20 protein-coding genes, 1 tRNA gene and 1 pseudogene are annotated in these 18246 nt (G+C 58.2%); 11 read left to right on the top strand and 11 right to left on the bottom strand.

The window, feature by feature from the left end; genetic code table 11:
- Positions 1 to 6 precede the first annotated feature (6 nt).
- Positions 7 to 1158, top strand: a complete 1152-nt coding sequence (locus A462_RS16675; RefSeq protein WP_003207680.1) for a PepSY-associated TM helix domain-containing protein — start codon at positions 7 to 9, stop codon at positions 1156 to 1158.
- Positions 1155 to 1337: a hypothetical protein gene (locus A462_RS0132465; RefSeq protein WP_023658797.1), complete on the top strand. Its 183-nt coding sequence runs from the start codon at positions 1155 to 1157 to the stop codon at positions 1335 to 1337. Before A462_RS16675 ends, A462_RS0132465 begins: the two co-directional genes overlap by 4 nt.
- A 69-nt stretch (positions 1338 to 1406) precedes the next feature.
- Here A462_RS0132465 and A462_RS34885 read toward each other — a convergent pair.
- The 3 genes and pseudogenes from A462_RS34885 to A462_RS16685 all read right to left on the bottom strand — a co-directional run.
- A pseudogene (locus A462_RS34885) lies at positions 1407 to 1501 on the bottom strand (DUF159 family protein); the annotation flags it as partial.
- A 28-nt stretch (positions 1502 to 1529) separates the two neighbouring features.
- The gene (locus A462_RS16680; RefSeq protein WP_008435088.1) at positions 1530 to 1868 is read right to left on the bottom strand and encodes a hypothetical protein; all 339 of its coding nucleotides are present in this window, start codon (positions 1866 to 1868) and stop codon (positions 1530 to 1532) included.
- Positions 1869 to 1989: 121 nt separating this feature from the next.
- Positions 1990 to 2958 carry an alpha/beta fold hydrolase gene (locus A462_RS16685; RefSeq protein ID WP_238544235.1) on the bottom strand — a complete coding sequence of 323 codons (969 nt, stop codon included), beginning with the start codon at positions 2956 to 2958 and terminating at the stop codon, positions 1990 to 1992.
- A 137-nt stretch (positions 2959 to 3095) separates the two neighbouring features.
- Here A462_RS16685 and A462_RS16690 point away from each other — a divergent pair, with 137 nt between their 5' ends.
- From A462_RS16690 to A462_RS16700, 3 genes are all read left to right on the top strand, one after another.
- The gene (locus A462_RS16690; protein WP_050550309.1) at positions 3096 to 4052 is read left to right on the top strand and encodes a GlxA family transcriptional regulator; all 957 of its coding nucleotides are present in this window, start codon (positions 3096 to 3098) and stop codon (positions 4050 to 4052) included.
- Positions 4053 to 4316: 264 nt separating this feature from the next.
- Positions 4317 to 4853: a Csu type fimbrial protein gene (locus A462_RS16695; RefSeq protein ID WP_032899364.1), complete on the top strand. Its 537-nt coding sequence runs from the start codon at positions 4317 to 4319 to the stop codon at positions 4851 to 4853.
- A gap of 421 nt (positions 4854 to 5274) precedes the next feature.
- The gene (locus A462_RS16700; protein WP_008435080.1) at positions 5275 to 5769 is read left to right on the top strand and encodes a hypothetical protein; all 495 of its coding nucleotides are present in this window, start codon (positions 5275 to 5277) and stop codon (positions 5767 to 5769) included.
- Positions 5770 to 5936: 167 nt separating this feature from the next.
- Here A462_RS16700 and A462_RS16705 read toward each other — a convergent pair whose 3' ends face one another.
- The 3 genes from A462_RS16705 to A462_RS16715 all read right to left on the bottom strand — a co-directional run bounded on the left by A462_RS16705 (position 5937) and on the right by A462_RS16715 (position 7839).
- On the bottom strand, positions 5937 to 6317 hold the full coding sequence (locus A462_RS16705) for a DUF1090 family protein (protein WP_003207691.1): 381 nt from the start codon (positions 6315 to 6317) through the stop codon (positions 5937 to 5939).
- 238 nt (positions 6318 to 6555) lie between these two features.
- Positions 6556 to 6876, bottom strand: coding sequence for a hypothetical protein (locus A462_RS16710; protein WP_008435076.1), 321 nt, complete (start codon positions 6874 to 6876; stop codon positions 6556 to 6558).
- Positions 6877 to 6882: 6 nt separating this feature from the next.
- Complete coding sequence (locus A462_RS16715; RefSeq protein ID WP_008435075.1) at positions 6883 to 7839, bottom strand: glycoside hydrolase family 6 protein; 957 nt, start codon at positions 7837 to 7839, stop codon at positions 6883 to 6885.
- A gap of 145 nt (positions 7840 to 7984) precedes the next feature.
- On the opposite strand from A462_RS16715, the gene A462_RS16720 reads away from it, so the two are divergent.
- Together A462_RS16720 and A462_RS16725 are read left to right on the top strand one after the other, a co-directional pair.
- Positions 7985 to 8503: a DUF1993 domain-containing protein gene (locus tag A462_RS16720; protein WP_003207698.1), complete on the top strand. Its 519-nt coding sequence runs from the start codon at positions 7985 to 7987 to the stop codon at positions 8501 to 8503.
- Positions 8504 to 8583: 80 nt separating this feature from the next.
- Positions 8584 to 8907, top strand: coding sequence for a helix-turn-helix domain-containing protein (locus tag A462_RS16725; protein WP_003207700.1), 324 nt, complete (start codon positions 8584 to 8586; stop codon positions 8905 to 8907).
- A 34-nt stretch (positions 8908 to 8941) separates the two neighbouring features.
- On the opposite strand, the gene A462_RS16730 is transcribed toward A462_RS16725, so the two are convergent.
- The 3 genes from A462_RS16730 to A462_RS16740 are packed head-to-tail and all read right to left on the bottom strand — an operon-like array spanning position 8942 to position 12646.
- On the bottom strand, positions 8942 to 10315 hold the full coding sequence (locus A462_RS16730; RefSeq protein ID WP_008435074.1) for a hypothetical protein: 1374 nt from the start codon (positions 10313 to 10315) through the stop codon (positions 8942 to 8944).
- Positions 10316 to 10319: 4 nt separating this feature from the next.
- Complete coding sequence (locus A462_RS16735) at positions 10320 to 11507, bottom strand: DUF6384 family protein (RefSeq protein WP_008435073.1); 1188 nt, start codon at positions 11505 to 11507, stop codon at positions 10320 to 10322.
- Complete coding sequence (locus A462_RS16740; RefSeq protein WP_008435072.1) at positions 11507 to 12646, bottom strand: hypothetical protein; 1140 nt, start codon at positions 12644 to 12646, stop codon at positions 11507 to 11509. The genes A462_RS16735 and A462_RS16740 overlap by 1 nt, the downstream gene beginning before the upstream one ends.
- A 211-nt stretch (positions 12647 to 12857) precedes the next feature.
- Between A462_RS16740 and A462_RS16745 the strand changes: the two genes are divergently transcribed.
- Both A462_RS16745 and A462_RS16750 read left to right on the top strand, forming a co-directional pair.
- Positions 12858 to 13466, top strand: coding sequence for a LysE family translocator (locus tag A462_RS16745; protein ID WP_032899362.1), 609 nt, complete (start codon positions 12858 to 12860; stop codon positions 13464 to 13466).
- Between the two features lie 822 nt (positions 13467 to 14288).
- Positions 14289 to 14375: transfer RNA gene (locus A462_RS16750), tRNA-Leu, on the top strand.
- Between the two features lie 165 nt (positions 14376 to 14540).
- On the opposite strand, the gene A462_RS16755 is transcribed toward A462_RS16750, so the two are convergent.
- Positions 14541 to 15368: a hypothetical protein gene (locus A462_RS16755; protein WP_008435070.1), complete on the bottom strand. Its 828-nt coding sequence runs from the start codon at positions 15366 to 15368 to the stop codon at positions 14541 to 14543.
- A 436-nt stretch (positions 15369 to 15804) separates the two neighbouring features.
- Between A462_RS16755 and A462_RS16760 the strand changes: the two genes are divergently transcribed.
- Positions 15805 to 16833: an alpha/beta fold hydrolase gene (locus tag A462_RS16760; protein ID WP_008435069.1), complete on the top strand. Its 1029-nt coding sequence runs from the start codon at positions 15805 to 15807 to the stop codon at positions 16831 to 16833.
- 73 nt (positions 16834 to 16906) lie between these two features.
- Here A462_RS16760 and xth read toward each other — a convergent pair whose 3' ends face one another.
- Complete coding sequence (xth, locus tag A462_RS16765) at positions 16907 to 17725, bottom strand: exodeoxyribonuclease III (RefSeq protein ID WP_003207724.1); 819 nt, start codon at positions 17723 to 17725, stop codon at positions 16907 to 16909.
- A gap of 354 nt (positions 17726 to 18079) precedes the next feature.
- On the opposite strand from xth, the gene A462_RS34620 reads away from it, so the two are divergent.
- Complete coding sequence (locus A462_RS34620) at positions 18080 to 18241, top strand: hypothetical protein (RefSeq protein WP_166742167.1); 162 nt, start codon at positions 18080 to 18082, stop codon at positions 18239 to 18241.
- Positions 18242 to 18246 lie beyond the last annotated feature (5 nt).

Raw genomic sequence — 18246 nt, 5'->3', positions numbered from 1 at the left:
CCGAGCATGACTGCACGCACCTTGCGTATCTGGTTTCTGGTCCACAAATGGACCAGCCTGATCGCTACCGTTTTCCTGTTGTTGCTGTGCCTGACGGGGCTGCCACTGATCTTTCATGAAGAGATTGAGCACTACTTCGAGCCGCCGCCGCCCCTGCGCCCGCTGACCGCCGATACACCACCAATCGACTACGACACCGTCATTGCCAGTGCATTGGTGGCGCAGCCGGGGGAGGTCGTGCGTTTTGTCGGTTTCGATCCGGAAAGTCCGCTCGGTACGGTGTACACGGCAACGAGCATTATGCCGCCACCGATCGAGGGGCATTCGCAGTCGTTCGATACACGCACTGGCGAGTTATTTCCTGCGGTGCCGCCAGACGAAGGGTTCATGAACCTGATGTTGCGCCTGCATACCGATTTATTCATGGGGTTGCCCGGTTATCTGTTTCTCGGTTTCATGGGGCTGCTGTTGGTCGCGGCGCTGGTGTCCGGCGTGGTGGTGTACACACCGTTCATGCGCAAGCTGGACTTCGCCACCGTGCGCAACGGGCGCAGTTCACGCTTGAAGTGGCTGGACCTGCATAACGTGCTCGGCATCGTCACCCTCGCCTGGGTGTTGGTGGTGGGGCTGACGGGCGTGATCAATACGCTGGCATTGCCCATTTTCGACTTTTGGCAGAGTGACCAGTTGGCGCAGATGACCGCGCCCTACAAGGATGCGCCGCCGCTGGAGCGCCTCGGGTCGTTGCAAAAAGCGCTGGATACCGCGCGTAAGGCGGCGCCAGGCATGGAGCCCAGCTTCATCGCCTTTCCCGGTACTCAGTTCAGCAGCCAGCACCATTACGCAGTGTTCATGCGCGGCACCACGCCGCTCACTGCGCGATTGCTCAAGCCGGCCCTGGTGGATGCGAGTACCGGCGAGCTGACCGACATGCGTGAGATGCCGTTGTACGTGAAAACCTTGCTGGTTTCGCAGCCGCTGCATTTTGGTGATTACGGTGGTGTGCCGCTGAAGATCATCTGGACGCTGCTCGATCTCATCAGCATCGTCATCCTCGGCAGTGGGCTCTACCTGTGGCTGAGCCGTCGCAAGGTACCGTTGCAAAAACGCTTGGATGAATTGCATGCCAGCGGGCCGGAAATGGGGGGCCGATCATGAGGCGCGGACTGTGGATGATCTTTCGCTGGCCGCTGTTGCTCTTTGTTCTAAGCCTGTTCGGATTGCTCTCGGCGCTGATCGGTGACGGCGTCTATGACCTGCTTTCATGGCTCAGCCTGGGGGTGCCGTTGGGGCTGGTCGGGGTGGTTTGGCTGCGTTTGCGTTCAGCCAAACGATGATTGGCGCGATCCTCAGCGCCGTCATCAACAGCGTCAGCTTCCACTCGGTTGCAGGTCGATTTTCTCCCCGCGGCAACTCACCCACGGAGTTCGCCAGGGCATTGCATGCTCAGCGCCGCGACGAAGTCGTGAATGCCGCTGTACTGGGAAAGTCTTCCGCACATGGCCAAGCCCTCAACCTGAAACCTGAGCTTAGACGATGGTTTTCGGGTGAGACATCAGTTCGTTCAGCACACTGCGCAGCCTCTCGGCCTCGCGCGTGCTGAGTCGATCTGAAGTGGTGAGGTTGGCGATCTGCTTCCTCATCGCTGCAGCTTCGGCACCGCGCAGCCTGAGGTATCCGGCAAACTCTTCGTTCTTTGCCTGTGCTTCTGTCAGCATCGCGACCAGGCCGAAGATATCCGCCCGGGCCTTGCGCAGTTGCAGGTTCAGTTCCTGGATCTCGTTCTCGAGCAGCCGGGCATGTTGTTTGTGCATTTCGAGAGGCGTGGGGATGCCAAGCCACCCGCAGGTGTCTTCGTCGATATTCATAGGAGGTATTTCGAGTGCTGTATGTGTATACAGTATTCGAGATTGAGTGAAGTGGAATGCTTGAGGCGACGAACTGCAGGGTTACCCGACGATCAGTCGGGCGCGGGCCTCCCACTCTTTACTATTTACCGGCGGTGATACGCGCCATGAACTGACGCGTCAGGCTGGCGATCTGCTCGGTTTTTTCATCGAGCGCGAAATGCCCCGCGTCCAGAATATGAACCTCGGCCCCCGGCACATCATCCTTGTAGCGCATCGCCCCCGGCACAATGAACGACGGGTCGTATTTTCCCCACATGACCAACATCGGCGGTTGGTTGTCTTTCAACCATTGCTGCCATTTTGGGTAAGAGGCCACGTTGTTCTGGTAGTCCAGCAACAACGCCGACTGTATCGCCCGCTGGCCCGGACGGGATAAGGCGGCAAACTCGTCCTCCCAGGCATCAGGGTTGTAACGCTCGGGATGAGGGCTGGTGCCCAGATGGCGCTGCTTCGTGCCCTCGTACCCCGTGAACCCATCGACTTGTTCGGGATGTTCGGCGGGAGCCTTCCAGTACTTGGCGATGTTCGCCCACTTGGCACCCAGGCCTTCGTCATACGCATTGGCGTTCTGGATGATGATGCCGTGCAGTTTTTGCGGCGCGTTGAGGATCATCCGAAAGCCTACCGGGCCGCCGTAGTCCTGCATAAACAGGGTGTATTCATGGATTTGCAATTGCGTGAGCAGCTTGCTCATGGTGTCGGCCAGATGGTCAAACGTGTAGGTGTAGGTCGCGGGCGAGGGCGCGTCGCTTCTGCCGAACCCGGGGTAGTCGGGTGCGATCACGTGATACCGGTCAGCAAGCAGCGGGATCAGCGAATCCCACATGCGCGAGGACGAAGGGTAGCCATGGAGCAGCACCAGGGTCGGCGCGTCCCTGGGGCCGGCCTCGCGATAGAAAACCCTCACGCCGTCCACGCTGGACCAATGATAGCCAGTGGACTCGGTGGTATAGGGGACGGACGGCACCGGTTCGCTGGCGTGTGCCGGTGCGGTCATCGAAAGAGTGGTCATAAGTGCTCCCAGCGTGCAAAAGGTGGCGATGTTCATTGAGGCCCTGAGCTCTGATTTGCGCATTTCCCGGTGAAATGCAGCTGCGATCAGAGTGAACGCATCCGGGAACTCACACCATTGGCCCAATGACCATTTTTCATTAGAATCGGGCCAATCTCGATCAGGCCCGCCCTATGAAAAGAAGTGTGAAAGTTGCAGTCATCGCCTTTAACGGCATCAGCCCCTTTCACCTTTCTGTGCCGTGCCTCGTATTTGGTAAAGATCGCCGAGTGGGGGATTTGCCCTGGTTCGAATTGGTGGTGTGTGCGGGTGAAGAGGGGGCGCTGGTTACCAACGCCGGTTTCGCGATCCACTGTGACCATGGTTTGGACCAGGTTGCAGGAGCTGACATCGTCATCATTCCCAGCTGGCGGGACGTCACCGAAAGGCCGCCGAGCGCACTCCTCGAAACGCTTCAGGCAGCCCATGAACGAGGCGCGCTGGTGGTCGGCCTGTGCCTGGGGGCGTTCGTGCTTGCCCATGCGGGCCTGCTGTGCGACAAGCGGGCAACCACGCACTGGGCGTGGGCGGCGCATCTGGCGCGAGATTTCCCACGCATTGAAGTGGACCCCAAAGTGCTCTATGTCGAGGCGCAGCAAATCCTGACCTCTGCAGGCGTGGCCGCAGGGCTCGATTGCTGTATTCATATCGTCAGGCGGATCTACGGGCGGGGGGTTGCCAACGCGTTGGCGCGTCAACTGCTGGTTTCCCCCCATCGCGACGGAGGCCAGGCCCAGTTCATCAGCCAGCCTGTTCCTCAAGGCGCAAGCGACCAGCGTCTCGGCCAGTTGCTGGACTGGCTTCGGGCAAACCTGGAACAACCGTTGTCAATCGATCAGGTGGCGACGAGGCTGGCGATGAGTCGACGCAGTTTCACCCGGCACTTCAAGCAACTGACCGGCTCGACGTTTGGCAAGTGGCTCACGAATGAGCGAATCAAGGCCGTCCAACTGCAACTTGAAACCACCGACCATAGCGTCGAGTCGATCGCTGACGCTTGCGGGTTTGGTACAAGCCTGTCGTTACGTCAGCACTTTTTCTCGATCGTGGGCGTGAGCCCCACAACCTACCGGAAGGCTTATCATCGATAGGGAGGTACCTGTAATTTCCGGGTTCCGATACCCGTTCGCTGACGTGCAGCGACGGAGCGAAAACTGGCCAGTGACTCCTGCGGGTACAAGGCCGAAAAGCTCTCCAGGCAACCGCCTGCAAGTGAAAGCGATTTGGCCTCGGGCTGGCAGTTTCCTCCTGACTGACTAACCTTCTACGCAACGGCCATCCTTGTACAAGTGTCAAGGGTCTACCTCAGGGACCTGAACCGGCGCGCTGGGTTGGCAAGTCATAAGGAGAGCTTCATGAATGGACTTATCTCAAGAGTCTTACTGGCGTTGACGACACTGGCCTGGGTGTCCGGCTCCCAGGCCGCGACCACTGTCACCGGTCAAATCAGTGCGTCGCTGATATTGATCAACAGTTGCCTGGTCAACGGCGTGGGAGGCACCACAGGCTTGAATTTCGGTGCGTTGAACTTTGGTACCGCCAACACCCTGTATACCGAGGCTGATGGGCAAGTGCTGGGCGGCGGCGGGGCGCCTTTGTCTATTCAATGCTCGGCGGGTACTTCGCCGGTATTGACCATCACGTCCGGCGCCAATGATGGCAAATCCACCGGTGGAACGCGTGCCCTGGCAGACGGTGCCGGCCACTTTGCGCCCTATGACATCTACACCGACGCCGCCCACACGCAAATTCTTGCCAACAACGGCACTATCAATCTGGCGGCCAGCACCGGGGTTGCGCAAACCGTGAATATTTACGGTAAATCCCCAGGCAAGGTGGGTTTGCCGGCCGGCACTTATACCGACACGATTGCGGTCACGCTGACGTTTTGAATATGAGGTATATCGCTTGCGGCAATCTTCGGATGCCAAGGGAAATAATTTATTTGCTGTTCCATTTTGAACTCCGTCTTCCATTTTTGAGCGGGAGACGGCATAGATTTATTGATTTTTAAATTGATCTCTACCTGTATCGCATTCACACCCCTAAAGACATCTACGGGATGACAGGAGTTGGATGATCAGGTGCATGCATCATGTTAATATCGCCACCCCTCGTGACCGAGGGGCCTCTGGCGGGCAGGCTGGTCGAGAGAAAATCCCCTTGTTTCCTGAGATTTATAGCTTGATGTGCCATTTTTAACGTCCATGGCATGATTTCGTGGGCGTTAATCAGCCGATATTCATTTTTCCATTTAAAGCTGCGCTTGCTATGGCAGCAGTTCAGAAACTATACGCCTCAAAAGGAAGAGTCATGGCCGTACCACGCATTATTTTCCCAATAGCCATTGCTGTTGTCGTGCTCGGAGCCGGCACGCTGATCTATCAGGGCCTCAGCGGCACAAGCAGCTCGCTGAGCTGCGCAGATGATTTCTCGCAAGCCACGGTTATCGAGGGTGTTAAAGGTACAGTTGCCGGCGACACTACACTAGCCACCAGCCAGGCTGGTGAGTCTGGACATATTCCTTTTGCCAAGCCTTACCATTCGGTCTGGTGCAAATGGACTTCGCCAGAAGATGCAAGCTTCACATTTGATACCACAGGCTCAAAATTCGACACCGTGCTTGCCGTTTATAAAAGCACGAGCCTGAATTCGATGCCGGTGGCCGGCACGAACAATAACCAGTCGGAAAATGATGTAACCAGTGCTGTGACTTTTTCAGCCAAGAAGGGTGAAACCTATTCGATTGCCGTCGATGGGTTTGAAGGTGCTTACGGTAAGTACATCCTCAACTGGGCCAAGAAATAAGCGAACATGGCAGCTGTCGGCGGCCATTGGCTAAGGTGAAGGGGGACGACAATCCTCCACACCAGAAAACCCCGTAGATTAACGTCTACGGGGTTTTTTATTGTCTGCCGGTAAGTACGATGGGCGAAAAAACCGCAATCGCGGGCCTTTTCGCAGGGCAGCCCGACTTACTTGAACAAACCGCCAATTGCGTTGATCGCATCCGCAGCCTTGTTCACGTTTTGCTGGCGTTGAGGGTTAGTGTCCACTTGTGCCTGAGTGTTGTAGGTACTGTTGCTGCAGCTCTTGTTGGTTTGTGTCAGTGCTGCCTGGAACGCGGTCGCGCGCAACGTATCGCCCTTGGCATTGGCCGCATTGATATTGGTCTGCAGGTCGCGGATCTGTTGCTGGCAGGAGGCACTGTTGGCGTTGACGGTGTTGTTGCTGTTGCCGGCACCCCCCAAGGCAGATGACAGGGCACCGGTGAGGGCAGACAGGTCGGCGGCGTGGGCGGGCAAAGTGAACAGGCTGAACAGGGCGGCGGCTGGGGCGAGTTTGGAAAGACGCATGGCAAACCTCAATGTTTTATTGCCTGCGCATCTCCGGGGGCCCGAGCAGGCGCAGAACAATATCCGTATAGAGGTGAGCGCTCGGGTGGGGCGAAATATATTTGGTCAAATTTTGACCTTCAACCGTGAAACTCCATAAATGTGAGTTGTTTCACGTTGTTTTCTGGCATTGACGACGTATCAAGGTGAGGGCACGAGCCCGAGTGATGCGCGATGCAAGCTGAAACGCCTGGGTGCTTCACTTGGCGCAACAAACACCCGATAGCTTCACCAGCAGTGTCAGCGCGACGATTGCCCAGCCAAAGTTGAGTGCGACAAACATCCATTCCGGCGGATTTGTACCCAGGAAAATCGTCGAGGTAACCGTCAAGAAAACCATCAAAAGACCAATTGGGAGCCAGAACCAGAGGTGTTTCTGGCGCTGGCACACCTCTATGTGCAGCGGGCTATCTTCCTGGAGCGTCATGTGTTGTCGGCCTCGGTAACCTGCTGCTTCCCTGCCGATGTTCAGCTCAAGAGCGCTATCCTGAGCAATGAGTCCAGGTGATGCAAGGCTCATTCGCCGTTAGTGTCCATCAATCAGGCGAAGTGCCAGTTCGGCACTGAAGGTGCCTGCCGCCGGGCCTTCATGACAATCGGTTTTCGTCGAAGACGCACCGTCCGAATTGCCCGGGAGTTTGATCCATAGGGCAACCAACCGTGGCGAAAGCACTTGCGGTGGCATGCCCAGTCTGCGCCCCACCGGGTTGCACCAGTCTCCAGGATTCGCACCATTGCCGTTGCGGCTGGTATCCACCGCCACGGCTTTTGTATAGGCGTATTCGCTTAACAACCTGGCATTGATGGCATCACCATAACTGCGCACCTGGGCGAGGGTGTAGAAGTTGGCGATATTCAGGGCAAACCCCCGGATCTGTTTCACCCCGGCTGCATTCAACGCATCGGCCATGGCGCCTGGGGATTTCCAGCCTGGATTGCCAGCGTCCAGATAAACATCGGCATGGCGTGCGCGCTGGTTGAACCCCGATACGGCGTAATTGATTAGCCCCAGCCGCTCGGCGCGCTTGTCCTTGTCCAGGCACTGCAGGTCTGCCAGTGCGTCCGGCTCCAAGATAACCAGCGCCGGCTGGTCTCCAATGCCTTTGATCAGTTGGTCTATCCAGCCCCGGTACTCCGCCGCTGCCGGTGCGCCACCCTTCGAGGCGCCACCGCTGCAGTCGCGGTGGGGCAGGTTATAGGCCACCAAAATCGGTGTTTTATCAGCGCTGGCGGCAGCGGTTACATAGCGATTGACGCGCTCGGCCAGCGTTCCTATGGCCTGGCTGGTGCCGGTCAGCCACAGGGCACTGGGCACCTCGGCAATGGTTGAGCGGATGCTTGCAGTGGCGGGCGTATCGGGGTGCTGCTGGACCCACTGTGCGGCGGTGGACTGCGGGTTGACGTAGAACCCATCACTCGCCTGGGCAGCAGGCAGCATCGACAAGCAGATAAAGCCGGCGGCAAGGGTGGCGATCTTTAGCACGCTCTACACCAGTAAGAGGGGCGGGTGGCCAAGGTAAGTCGGCTCGCCGCTGACGTCACGTGAAGCTGCATGAAGCTTGCCGGCTAGCCGCGTAGACCGTGCCCATGGCATGCTCCCACGCTCAGCATCCAGTCAAGGAAGAACGATGTCGACCTATGTAATCACCGTCCCTTGCTTTGCGCAGATGTTGCGCTCGCTCAAGGGGCTTTTGTCCAAAGGCGAGGCGCATGCCGGCGAGTTGGGCTATGACCCGCGAAACCTGCTGAGCGCGCGGCTGGCGCCCGACATGCACACCCTCGCAACGCAAATCCGGTTTGCGTGCACCCAGGCCCAGGAATCGGTCCAGCGTCTCACCCATCAACCGCTGCCGGTTCTGAGCACACCCGCAACCCTGAGCGAGGCGCGTGGGTTGATCGAGCAAACCCTGCAAGCCCTCGCCTCGGCAGATCGCGAACTCATCGACAGCAGCGAGCGCGCTATCTCGATAGAACTTCCCGACGGTACTATTTTCGACATGACTGCCTACGAATACGCGGTCAATTGGGCCATTCCACAGTTCTATTTTCACCTGATGACCGTCTATAACATCCTTCGCCATAACGGTGTGCCGCTCGGCAAGGCCGATTACGTGCCGCATATGTTCGCCTTCGTGCGCACGCAATAGGTAGCCACCCGAATGAATAGACCCCGCTCCTGCGCATAAGCGTATGGTGGGTGTTAAACACGTTTATTGAGGTACCCGCCATGGACGATAAACTCGGCATCCGCCTGAAAGAGGAACGCAAGATCCTGGGGCTCTCCCAACAGGAGTTTGGTGCGATTGGCGGTGTGGGTGCGAATGCTCAGGTGCACTACGAAAGTGGCGCGCGGGCGCCCAAGTCCGATTACCTGATTGCCATCCGGCATAAAGGCGTGGACGTGCTTTACGTGTTGACGGGGGAAAGGGCGGTTATCAACCAGGCCACCCTGAGTGACAAGGAGACGTTGATCATCAACCACTACCGCACGCTGGACGGGCTGGATCAGGATGCGATTGCGCAGATCACTTCCTCGTTGTCTGACAGCTAGCAACGAGGAAGTCCCGGATTTGCTTCGCGCCAGGCTAGAAGCTGTCGGTCGTCCTGAAGCTGCCGCCGCCTGTACTGCCTGACGTCGAAAAGCTGGCCGTGTTGTTATTGCTGCTTTCGACGGTGGCGACGCCAAGGACGACAGGGCTGATCGATGCGCTGACATAGCCTCGCGTCGCCCCTGCCGCTACCTGACTACGGCGCACGATTTTAAGGCCCCGGCTAAGCACATCCACAACCTGGCCAAGGGTTGCACCCTGGGTCATGTAGCTCTCTACCAGACGCTCGAAGTCAGTCGACAGGTCAAAATAAACATCGCGGCCGGTAAACGCATCGTTGCGAACTTTGCGCTCCAGGTCTTTGGCACGCTGGTAGCTGTTCTGGTGTACCACGGCCTCTTCCTGGGTATCCGCCAGTTGCTGTACCACCGCTTTCAAGCGCAGGTTCAGGGTTTGCAGTTGCTCGACGATCAGGTCGTCGGCGTCGTCCGGGGTGTGGCTGGCCAGGTCGATCAATTCGCCGATGCTGCGGGTTTTCAACTGGTCAGTGAGCAACTGGCGTGCGCGCTGGTACTGCGGGTCTTCGTTGCGTGAGTAGCTGCCGAGTTTTTCCTGGATGGCATTGGCCTGGCGCTTGGCGTTGTCGACTACGCGTTGCAGGGTGTCGAGCTCGGGTTGAATTGAGGCCTGTCCCAACTGGTCACGTGCCTGAGCCAGTTGCGCATCGACGCTGGCACTCAAGGTGCTGATCAGGGCGATGCGCTCGGCCTGCAAGGCCTCGTTTCGCTCACCAAGGGCGATCAGGCTCAGCTCGTTCTTGCGGTTGGCGAGGTAGTTCACCTTAGTCGCCAGCCAGTTGTCCATCCAGCGGTTCAGGCGGTTGCGCCGGTATTGGTCGGTGCCGAAGGCGTGTCCGCGCAAGTAGACGTAGACCAGGTTGGTATCAAAGGTCGGACGCTTCAGTGCGCATTCCTGGCGCAAGTCTTCATAACCGCTGACGTGTTCTCGGTGGGCGGCCTGGGCCAGGTCCAGTTGCTCGACCTGGCGGGCGTAGTCGGGGTTTTGTTCCAGGGATTGCCGGGCTTGCTGGTCGAGGGTTTCGGCTCGCGCTTGCAGTTTTTGCTTGCCCGCCAGCGCCTGGGCCACGGTCTGCTCAGCGTCGCGCAGTTGCTGGTGGAGCAGATCCTGGGACTGTTGGCGCAGGTTCAGGGCGGCGGCGACTTGCTCGTTCTGCGTGTTGCCCTGGTCCAGGTGCAGGGCCGCGATTTTACCCAGGCGCTGGGTAATGTCCTGCTCCAGCGCCAGTTGCTCGCCGAGCAGTTCAGACAGGTGTTGCTCGGCCGTGCGAATCCTCAGCTCGGCGTTGCGGGAGTTACGTTCGGTGATGCCGATCAGGGTGTCAGGCGTCATGTCTTCACCACTCCAATATCGTTTCGAGCGGGTCGGTGGTCCGTTGGCTCAAGTAGGTGACTTCCATCCTGCCGGCTGGCTTGCGGCCGACTACACGGTTGGTCAGGTGGCCGTCGTCGAGTTTGTCGGCCTTGACCTTCAGGTATTCGGCCTGCGGTACCCGCACAGCGAACTGGCTGGCCCACGCGCCGGTGCCGGTCTCACTGCTGACGGTGGGCAGTAGAACCGGTCTGTCCGACAGGTCGACGGCTTCGACAACCAAATACCAGCTCTTGCCCTGGGTCGAACCAGGATTGGAATTACACAGCGCCTTGTCGTAGCAGCGCTCGACACCGGACGGCGTGCCGGGCCGGTCGACAACCCGAATGGTCACCTCCTTGGGGATCAGTTCGGTGTTGGCACGCAGGGCCCTGAGTTGGCCGCCGGCTTTTTCGATCTCGAATTTCCCGATGAGGTCTTTGATCATGACCAGTTCGGCCTGCATGCCCCGCGTCGCTTTACTGTCGGCGGCGGGCAGGTGAATGTCGGCGACTTTGCGGGTCAACTCGTTGAGCTGGTCGGTCATCGGCTGGACTGCCTTGACCTTGGCTAAAAACGCCTCCAGCACGCCGATCTGCTCACTGGCGTAATCGACCCCGGAGGTATCGACCATGGCCAGGGCATGTTCGGCCTTGGTATTCAGGCGGGGCAGGGCACTGAACAGGTCGCCGCCCTCAATATAGGCCGGGTCCTGCTGCACGGCGCTCAGGCGAGCCTTCAGGTGGGCGATGTCTGATTGTTTTTGTGCCGCGTTCGTCTCGACGGCGATGGCCGCTCTTTGAGCCTCTTGGATTTCGTGTCTGGCGACCATCACCCGGCTGCATTGCACCACCAGCAAGGTGACCGCGATGAGTTGGATGACGAGTATGCCGCGATGCCGCCTGAGCAGTACTTTGCTCCAGAAGCGGTCAAGCGCACTCAGTTCCGGGGCCTCGAACACCAGGCGTTTGGAAAAGAATTCGCGCACGCCCTGATCGATCTGCGCTTCGGTAAATTGAATGCCGTTGTTCTGGTAATACTCGCGGATGCGCGCCGCCACTTCTGCGCGGCGTTGGGGCAGGCTCAAGTCCTTTTCCACCGCCATCTGCTGGTGGCGCAGTTGATCCACCAGCGCCATCGCGCCGAGTTGCTCGGAGAGAAGAATGTCGCTCATCAAGCGGCCTTGGTCAGCAATGCGGCGAACTTGCGTTTGGCCTCTTCGACGGCTTCGGCGATGTCACGGGACGCGTTGCTGGATTCAGCGCGGTAGGTTTGCGTCAGGCCGTGCATGTCAGTCTGGAAGCTCAGGGTGGCGTCGGCCAAGGCGCGCACCGAGTCGACCTTGATGGTGGAGCCATAGCTGGCCTTGACCGCCGCTTCCAATTGGGTGTTGCCGGTGCTGCCCAGGGCTTCAAGGCCCTTGCTGATGCCCTCGGTGGTGGCGTTCAGCGTGTTGGTGGCTTCGGCCAGTCCACTGTTGCTGGTGAACGACACCGCGAGGCCGGTCAACACCACTTCGTTGGTAGAGAAGAACGAGACCATGCGCTGGTACTGGCGCTCCTTGATCACATGCACCTGGTTGATCCGGGCGAAGACCATTTCGGCCGTGTTGTAGCCGACCTTCAGGTCATCGGCGATGTCCTTGACGATCTGGTAGCGCTTGTCTTCGTCCTGCAGCGCGCGTACGGCTTCGTCACGGCGCAATTCCAAGGCCGCGCGTTCGGCCGGCGCCAGGGTTTCGGCAGCCGTGACTTGGGCGTTGGCCTCGTTTAACGCCTGGGTACGCTGCTCCAGGACCTGGCCGGCCAGGGCGAGCACCTGTTGGGCATCGACCTCGGCCGCTTTCATGGCCATGCGAAAATCCAGGTAGGCTTCCAGAATCACCGTTTCCCGGGAGATCTGGTCATTGGCCGCCTTGCACACCTGCAGGTAGTTTTCACGGATCTCGCTGAAGCGGCTGGGGATCGAGCCACGACGCAGGTTCATCCAGCTCAGCTTGAGCTTCTCCAGCGTATCCAGGCGCCCATCATCCATCCAGCCCGCCATGGCCGCAGCGTCTTCGCGAATCGAGGTGAAGCTCTGGGTGATGTCCATGAAGCGCGTGGAGATATCCATGCCGGCGATCTGCTCGCGAACCACGCTGTTAAAGGTGGTCGACTGTTGCAGCACGGCAGCGATAGCGGTGACTTTGGCGGTGTCGTACTGGGCCACGCGGTCCAGCAATACCAGTACCGGTGCGTCTGGAACCGGCTGCAGAAGATTGATGCCCAGGGTCCGCAGGCCCGTCAGCGCGCGGTCGAGGTAGTTGCTCATCGAGTGTCCTTTCAGGATGTGTTCAGCACAGGGTGCAGAGAAGGGCGCAAGTATACCGATCAATGAAGGCAAACCAATGGCAGTTTGGTTGGAGGGCGCTTGTTGGCAGGCCTGGCGAAGTGTATGACCGTATCTACCCGTAGCTGTACGGGGCGCAGGCTGGCGCAACGTTCTACTGTCACGGCCACAGTACTCGTTCGGATGTCGCGCCATGCTCATGTCTTCAAGCCTGCTTTCAGCTTTCGCGCTGTTCGCCTTTGTGTCCTCAATCACCCCAGGTCCCAATAACACCATGTTGCTGGCGTCCGGGGTGAACTTCGGTTTTATTCGCTCGATCCCCCATGCACTGGGCATCAGCATTGGCTTCATGTTGTTGGTGATCGCCGTGGGCCTGGGCCTGGGAGAAGTGTTCAAGGCGTTGCCGTGGGCCTACACCGTATTGCGTTATGTGGGGGCGGCGTATTTGCTGTACCTCGCCTGGAAGATTGCAACCTCCAGTGCGATGTCCGATGACACCGATGACAAGCGCAAACCCATGACGTTTCTTGGCGCGGCGGCCTTCCAGTGGGTCAACCCCAAGGCCTGGGTCATGGCGCTGGGCGCGATCACCACCTACACGCCTGCCGAGGGTTATGTCACCAACGTGCTGTTGATTGCCGCCGTGTTTGCCTTGGTAAACCTGCCCAGCGTTTGCGTATGGGCCGGCTGTGGCAGCGGCTTGCGCAATGTACTGCGCGAGCCACGCTGGTTGCGGGTGTTCAACTGGTCGATGGCGGGGCTGTTGGTGCTGTCGTTGTATCCGATGTTTTTTGCCGGCTGACACGCCCTCTGACCTCCAGCGGGTTGCGTCAGCAGGCCATGGATCCTAGACCGGTGAGATGGTGGCCAGCAGACCAATTGCGATGGTCAGCGCAAGAAAACCGAACAGGAAAAATGCCATCTTAGCCATAAGGCCTCCGAAATGAACGGGCCGGCAGGACGGTTCCTGCCGGGCTCCACGGGCGTGTCGGGAGTGGGAGTATTGTCAGGGCAGGGCGGTTTTCGATACAGGGGCAGATGCAGAAGAAAAAAGCGTATCAGATGGGCCGGGGCGCCGCAGGAGCAGGAAAGCCGGGGATGATCATTTTGGGGTATCAGGGAATAAACCGCGGCTCAGTAACTTGTGGGCGGGACTGCTGAAGGAACTAACCTTTTGCGGGGAGTATCGTATCCACGATTTTCGTGGGAGGTTGAAGGCGAACTGCGTCGTGCGTGGCTATTCTCAAGCGGCGCTGGGAGGGTTCCTTGAAGTGATTTCATCGGGGCGAGTAGGCAAATGGGCAAGACATTGGCTGCGCTGTCGTTTTTGATGACCCTGGTTTGGGTTTCAGTGGTTATTGCGGTAATGACTTATTTTTCCTGATGCACGTGGGGCACGGGTGCGGCACCTGGTGAAGCGGTCGGTATCGCCATTGCCCACTCCCGCCTGAAAAATCTGTAGATGACTGATCTGGCGAGCTTTTTTGTTTGCCAGGGCGCCGCTTGATTGTTTGAAAAAGCCCGCACCCGACCTTGCATCGAGGGGGCTGGATCTATATATTCCCTAGCCTGCTGCAACGCTCAAGGGCTTTTAACGCTGCTTGGCCTGCTGCATAGCGCTACCGCCCGAATGGCGAAACTGGTAGACGCATGGGACTTAAAATCCCCCGCTCGTAAGGGCGTGCCGGTTCGATTCCGGCTTCGGGCACCATCTAAAACCAAGGGTTTGCGGGCGAAAGCTGATGCAAGCCCTTGTTTGTTTCCGGTCGGCAATTGTTCAACAGGTCCGCAATCCACTTCGTTTGCGAGGCTTCCTTGCCTTCTGCGTTGCAGATGCACCGCCCGGTCATCGCAACAGTACTGCGCTACCTCAACCTCAGTTCTTCGCGCGGTTCAATAGAAATTCGTACCGGCGCTTATCGATAAAGATCGAATAACGTAATCCTCCGTCGCCGCTCGGCTGAAGAATGCTGTGGGTCTTGGATTTATGGAAAGGGTGGCTGTAAAGAGAGGGAAGGTCTGAATAGGCATAGCTTTCAAAATGCAGTTCGTCGCCTACCCAATGCACCTCGTTGTACAGGAAGTGCCAGTTTTTGCTGGAAGCCATGTAGAGGTAGGCACTGCCGTTGGGACCCATGATGACTTCTACCTCCAGCTCACCTTTGTCATTTGCCCACTTGCCAATATATCGCTCCATACCGGAGTGGGCAGGTATCCCGGGATCCGCTACAAAATCACTGGCCTTGAAAGGGGTTTTGCGCGCAGCTTCAGCGGCGGCGTTTGGATAAAGGGCACACAGCGGTGCGACGTTACTGACTTTTACGTAGTTGAAGGTCAGGCTCGTATCCGAAACATCCATGCTCAGCGTCATGGTCTGCGGGTCGAATGCCAGGACCTTCAGGTCGAAGTTGTCTGAAGGTGATTTGAGATGGATGACCTTTCCATCGTCGGACACCTTGAAGTCGCTCACTTCCTTTTCCTGGTGCTTCCCGGGTTCAGCGCAGTTGAATGGATGCAATGTGGCTTTGGCATCAGCGCTGTATTCGACCACGTTGGCAATTCCGTTGCGCAGAGGAACCATGGCCCAGATGCCAACTACGTTATCTTGAGTCGCCAGCGCGTGCGTCGAAGGCTTGGCGCCATGGTTGGCACACCCGGTCATCATCAAGGTGGCCAGGGAAATTGTCAGAACGTTGATCCGCATCGGGCTTATCCATAAGAGTGTTCGCATTGATCCATCTGTCGCGGTTGGCGACCTTCTGGCAGGCAAGCATCATAAGGGATCGTTACGCCACAGTGCAGACCCAGAGGTGATTCTGCCGATAGGGCGCGCGGGTGAAGTGAACATCTGAAACCAGATGCATGCCTCGCTCTTGCAGGGCTTCGGTCAGTTGTACGAGTGTCTCTGCCTGGATAGTCATTGCTGTTACCTCGTCAGATTTACTGCGTTCATAATTCTTGACCGGCGGGGCAACTGGCTAATTCAAATTTTCTACAACGTTGATTGACGTGTGGTTGCTTCAGTTCTTTTGCTCCCGATCCCAGGATAAGCGCGACCTGAAAATATGCGGGCAGTGGTGCTCATTCACCCGAGGTGACCTACAGTGAGACATCGCGCCGGAATGACATGAGGAGATCCTATGTCCACTTTCAAGCTGACTTCGCGCATCTTCAGTACGCCCCGTCACACAACGCATTATCTGGAATCGGGACCTGCCGATGGGGCATTGATGATGTTCCTGCATGGCTGGCCCGAACTCGGTTTGATCTGGCGTGCACAGATGGAAGCGTTCGCTGCCCAAGGCTGGCACTGCGTCGCACCCGATATGCGCGGCTATGGCGGCTCTTCGGCGCCGGCCGCGATCAATGCGTACACGATTGAAAACATCGTGGCAGACATGACGGAGCTGCATGACCATCTCGGTGGAACGCCCGCCATCTGGGTGGGCCACGATTGGGGCAGCGTCGTGGCCGGTGAACTGGTCGCCCATGAACCTTGGCGCAGCCGCGGCGTTGTGCTGGTTTCGGTTCCGTACTTTCCTTCCACGAACGCGCTGGCGACGCTCATACCGCTGGTTGACCGAGGGATTTACCCGGTCGACCAGTATCCAGACGGCCAATGGGACTATTACCGCTACTACAACACGCATTTTGCGTCCGCCGTGGCTGATCTTGACGCGGACAAAGCAGCATCGCTGGCGTCGATTTATCGAAGAGGCGACCCTGCAAGCATCGCCAGGGTCGCCTCCAATGCCGAAGTGACCCGCAAAGGCGGGCGGTTTGGCGAAGCGCACCGGGCTCCCCCGACCCCACCAGACCCGGCGCTCTGGCCCGAGACGGACTTCGCGGCACTGGTACGCACGTTCGAGGAGCATGGTTTCCGCACGCCCTGCGCGTGGTATCTGAACGACGATGCCAACATCGAATACGCCCATCGCGCACCCAATGGCGGCCGCCTGTCCATGCCCGTCCTGTTTGTGAACGGTGATTACGACCCGATGAATACCATCAACGGCAATCAGTTGGGCGATCCAATGCGCGCGGCCTGCGCAGACCTCACAGTGACGAGCCTGCCTGGCGGGCATTGGCTGCCGGTGGAGTGCAAGACCGAACTCGTTGCGGCCATAAGTCGCTGGCTGATGCTCGCGAAATTCGTGGCCCATCAGTAAGCCCGGATCACACCTTGGGATGGGTGAGTCGGGTACCGGCACGCGTGCCGATAGTCTGCGTCGTGGCTTGTGATCAACTGCGTTTTGGCTTCTTTCTTGACCGGGTTTGCCGTGATGAGATCTCGATCCACGTCGGCGCATGATCACTGGCATGCTCTTCACCCCGTACCCATGCATCTACGCCGACGTTTTTCAGGTACGGGGCGAGTACCGGGTTGAGCAGCAGATGGTCGATGCGCAGCCCGGAATTCTTCTGCCAATGCTGACGGAAATAATCCCAAAACGTGTACACCCGCTCTTCCGGGTACAGCTGCCTCAGCGAGTCGATCCAGCCCTGGGAAAGCAGCCTTTGAAAGCACTCACGGCTTTCTGGCTGGAGGAGGGCATCCTTGAGCCATGAGCGGGTGTTGTAGATGTCCAGGTCGGTGGGCACCACGTTGTAGTCACCCGCGAGGACCACTGGATGTTCGCTGGCCTGCAGTGTTGCGGCGTGGGAGATCAGGTGTTCGAACCACGCGAGCTTGTAATCAAATTTTGGCCCGGGTTGCGGGTTTCCGTTGGGCAGGTACAGGCATCCGACAATCACGCCATGGACAGCCGCTTCCAGGTATCGAGACTGCGAGTCGTCCTTGGCTCCCGGCAGGCCCTTATGGATCAAAAGGGGTTCGGAATCCCGCGCGAGAATTGCCACTCCGTTCCAGGAAGCCTGGCCATGGTGCAATGAGCCATAGCCCGCCGCCTCAAGTTCTCCAGCGGGGAACGCGTTGTCTTGCGCCTTCAGTTCCTGCAGGCAGACGATGTCCGGGCGCTCCTTTTCCAGCCACTGCAGAAGGTTGGGCAGTCGCGTCTTTATGCCGTTGACATTGAATGTCGCGATCTTGAGGTTCTGCATGGCGTCGGTCCTTCAATGTGCCGGGTGCGCCGGGTGTTCGGCCACCGTGGGGGTAGGGGGACTACCCTTGCTCATTTGGCGATGTCCCCTATACCGGTGTAGTCGCAAAGCCTCTTTTCGACTACAGCAAGCCTGCTTTTGCTCACTGACATTACGACCGGAACCTGTTTTTGAAACGACCATTGGTGTCATTTTCCGGTTGTGCCCCCGACTGGTTCAACGCTCACTGATCCAGCACAAGCACTTCGCGGCAGACCGAGAGGGGGCAGGTTGTTCAGGCGGGCTGTCGGAACGTATGATCGCAGCGAGCGCCCTTTTCCGGGCGCTGAGACTCACCCTTTGAAGGACATGAGCATGGAAAAGCACTTCGGTAATTCAGGCCTGTTCAAGGCTGCTTCGTATCACTGCAACACGCTCCTGGGCAGCGGCATTGCTCGCTGGGAGCTGAAAAATATTGCGTTGAATACGAAGGAGTTTTTGATATGTCCAAAGAACTACTCGGAGTTTCTGCTCTAGGGTTG

The organism is Pseudomonas sp. Ag1, from assembly GCF_000278565.1.
Classification (GTDB): domain Bacteria; phylum Pseudomonadota; class Gammaproteobacteria; order Pseudomonadales; family Pseudomonadaceae; genus Aquipseudomonas.
Note: the sequence above shows the minus strand (reverse complement) of the source record. Positions and strands in the feature narration are given on the sequence as shown.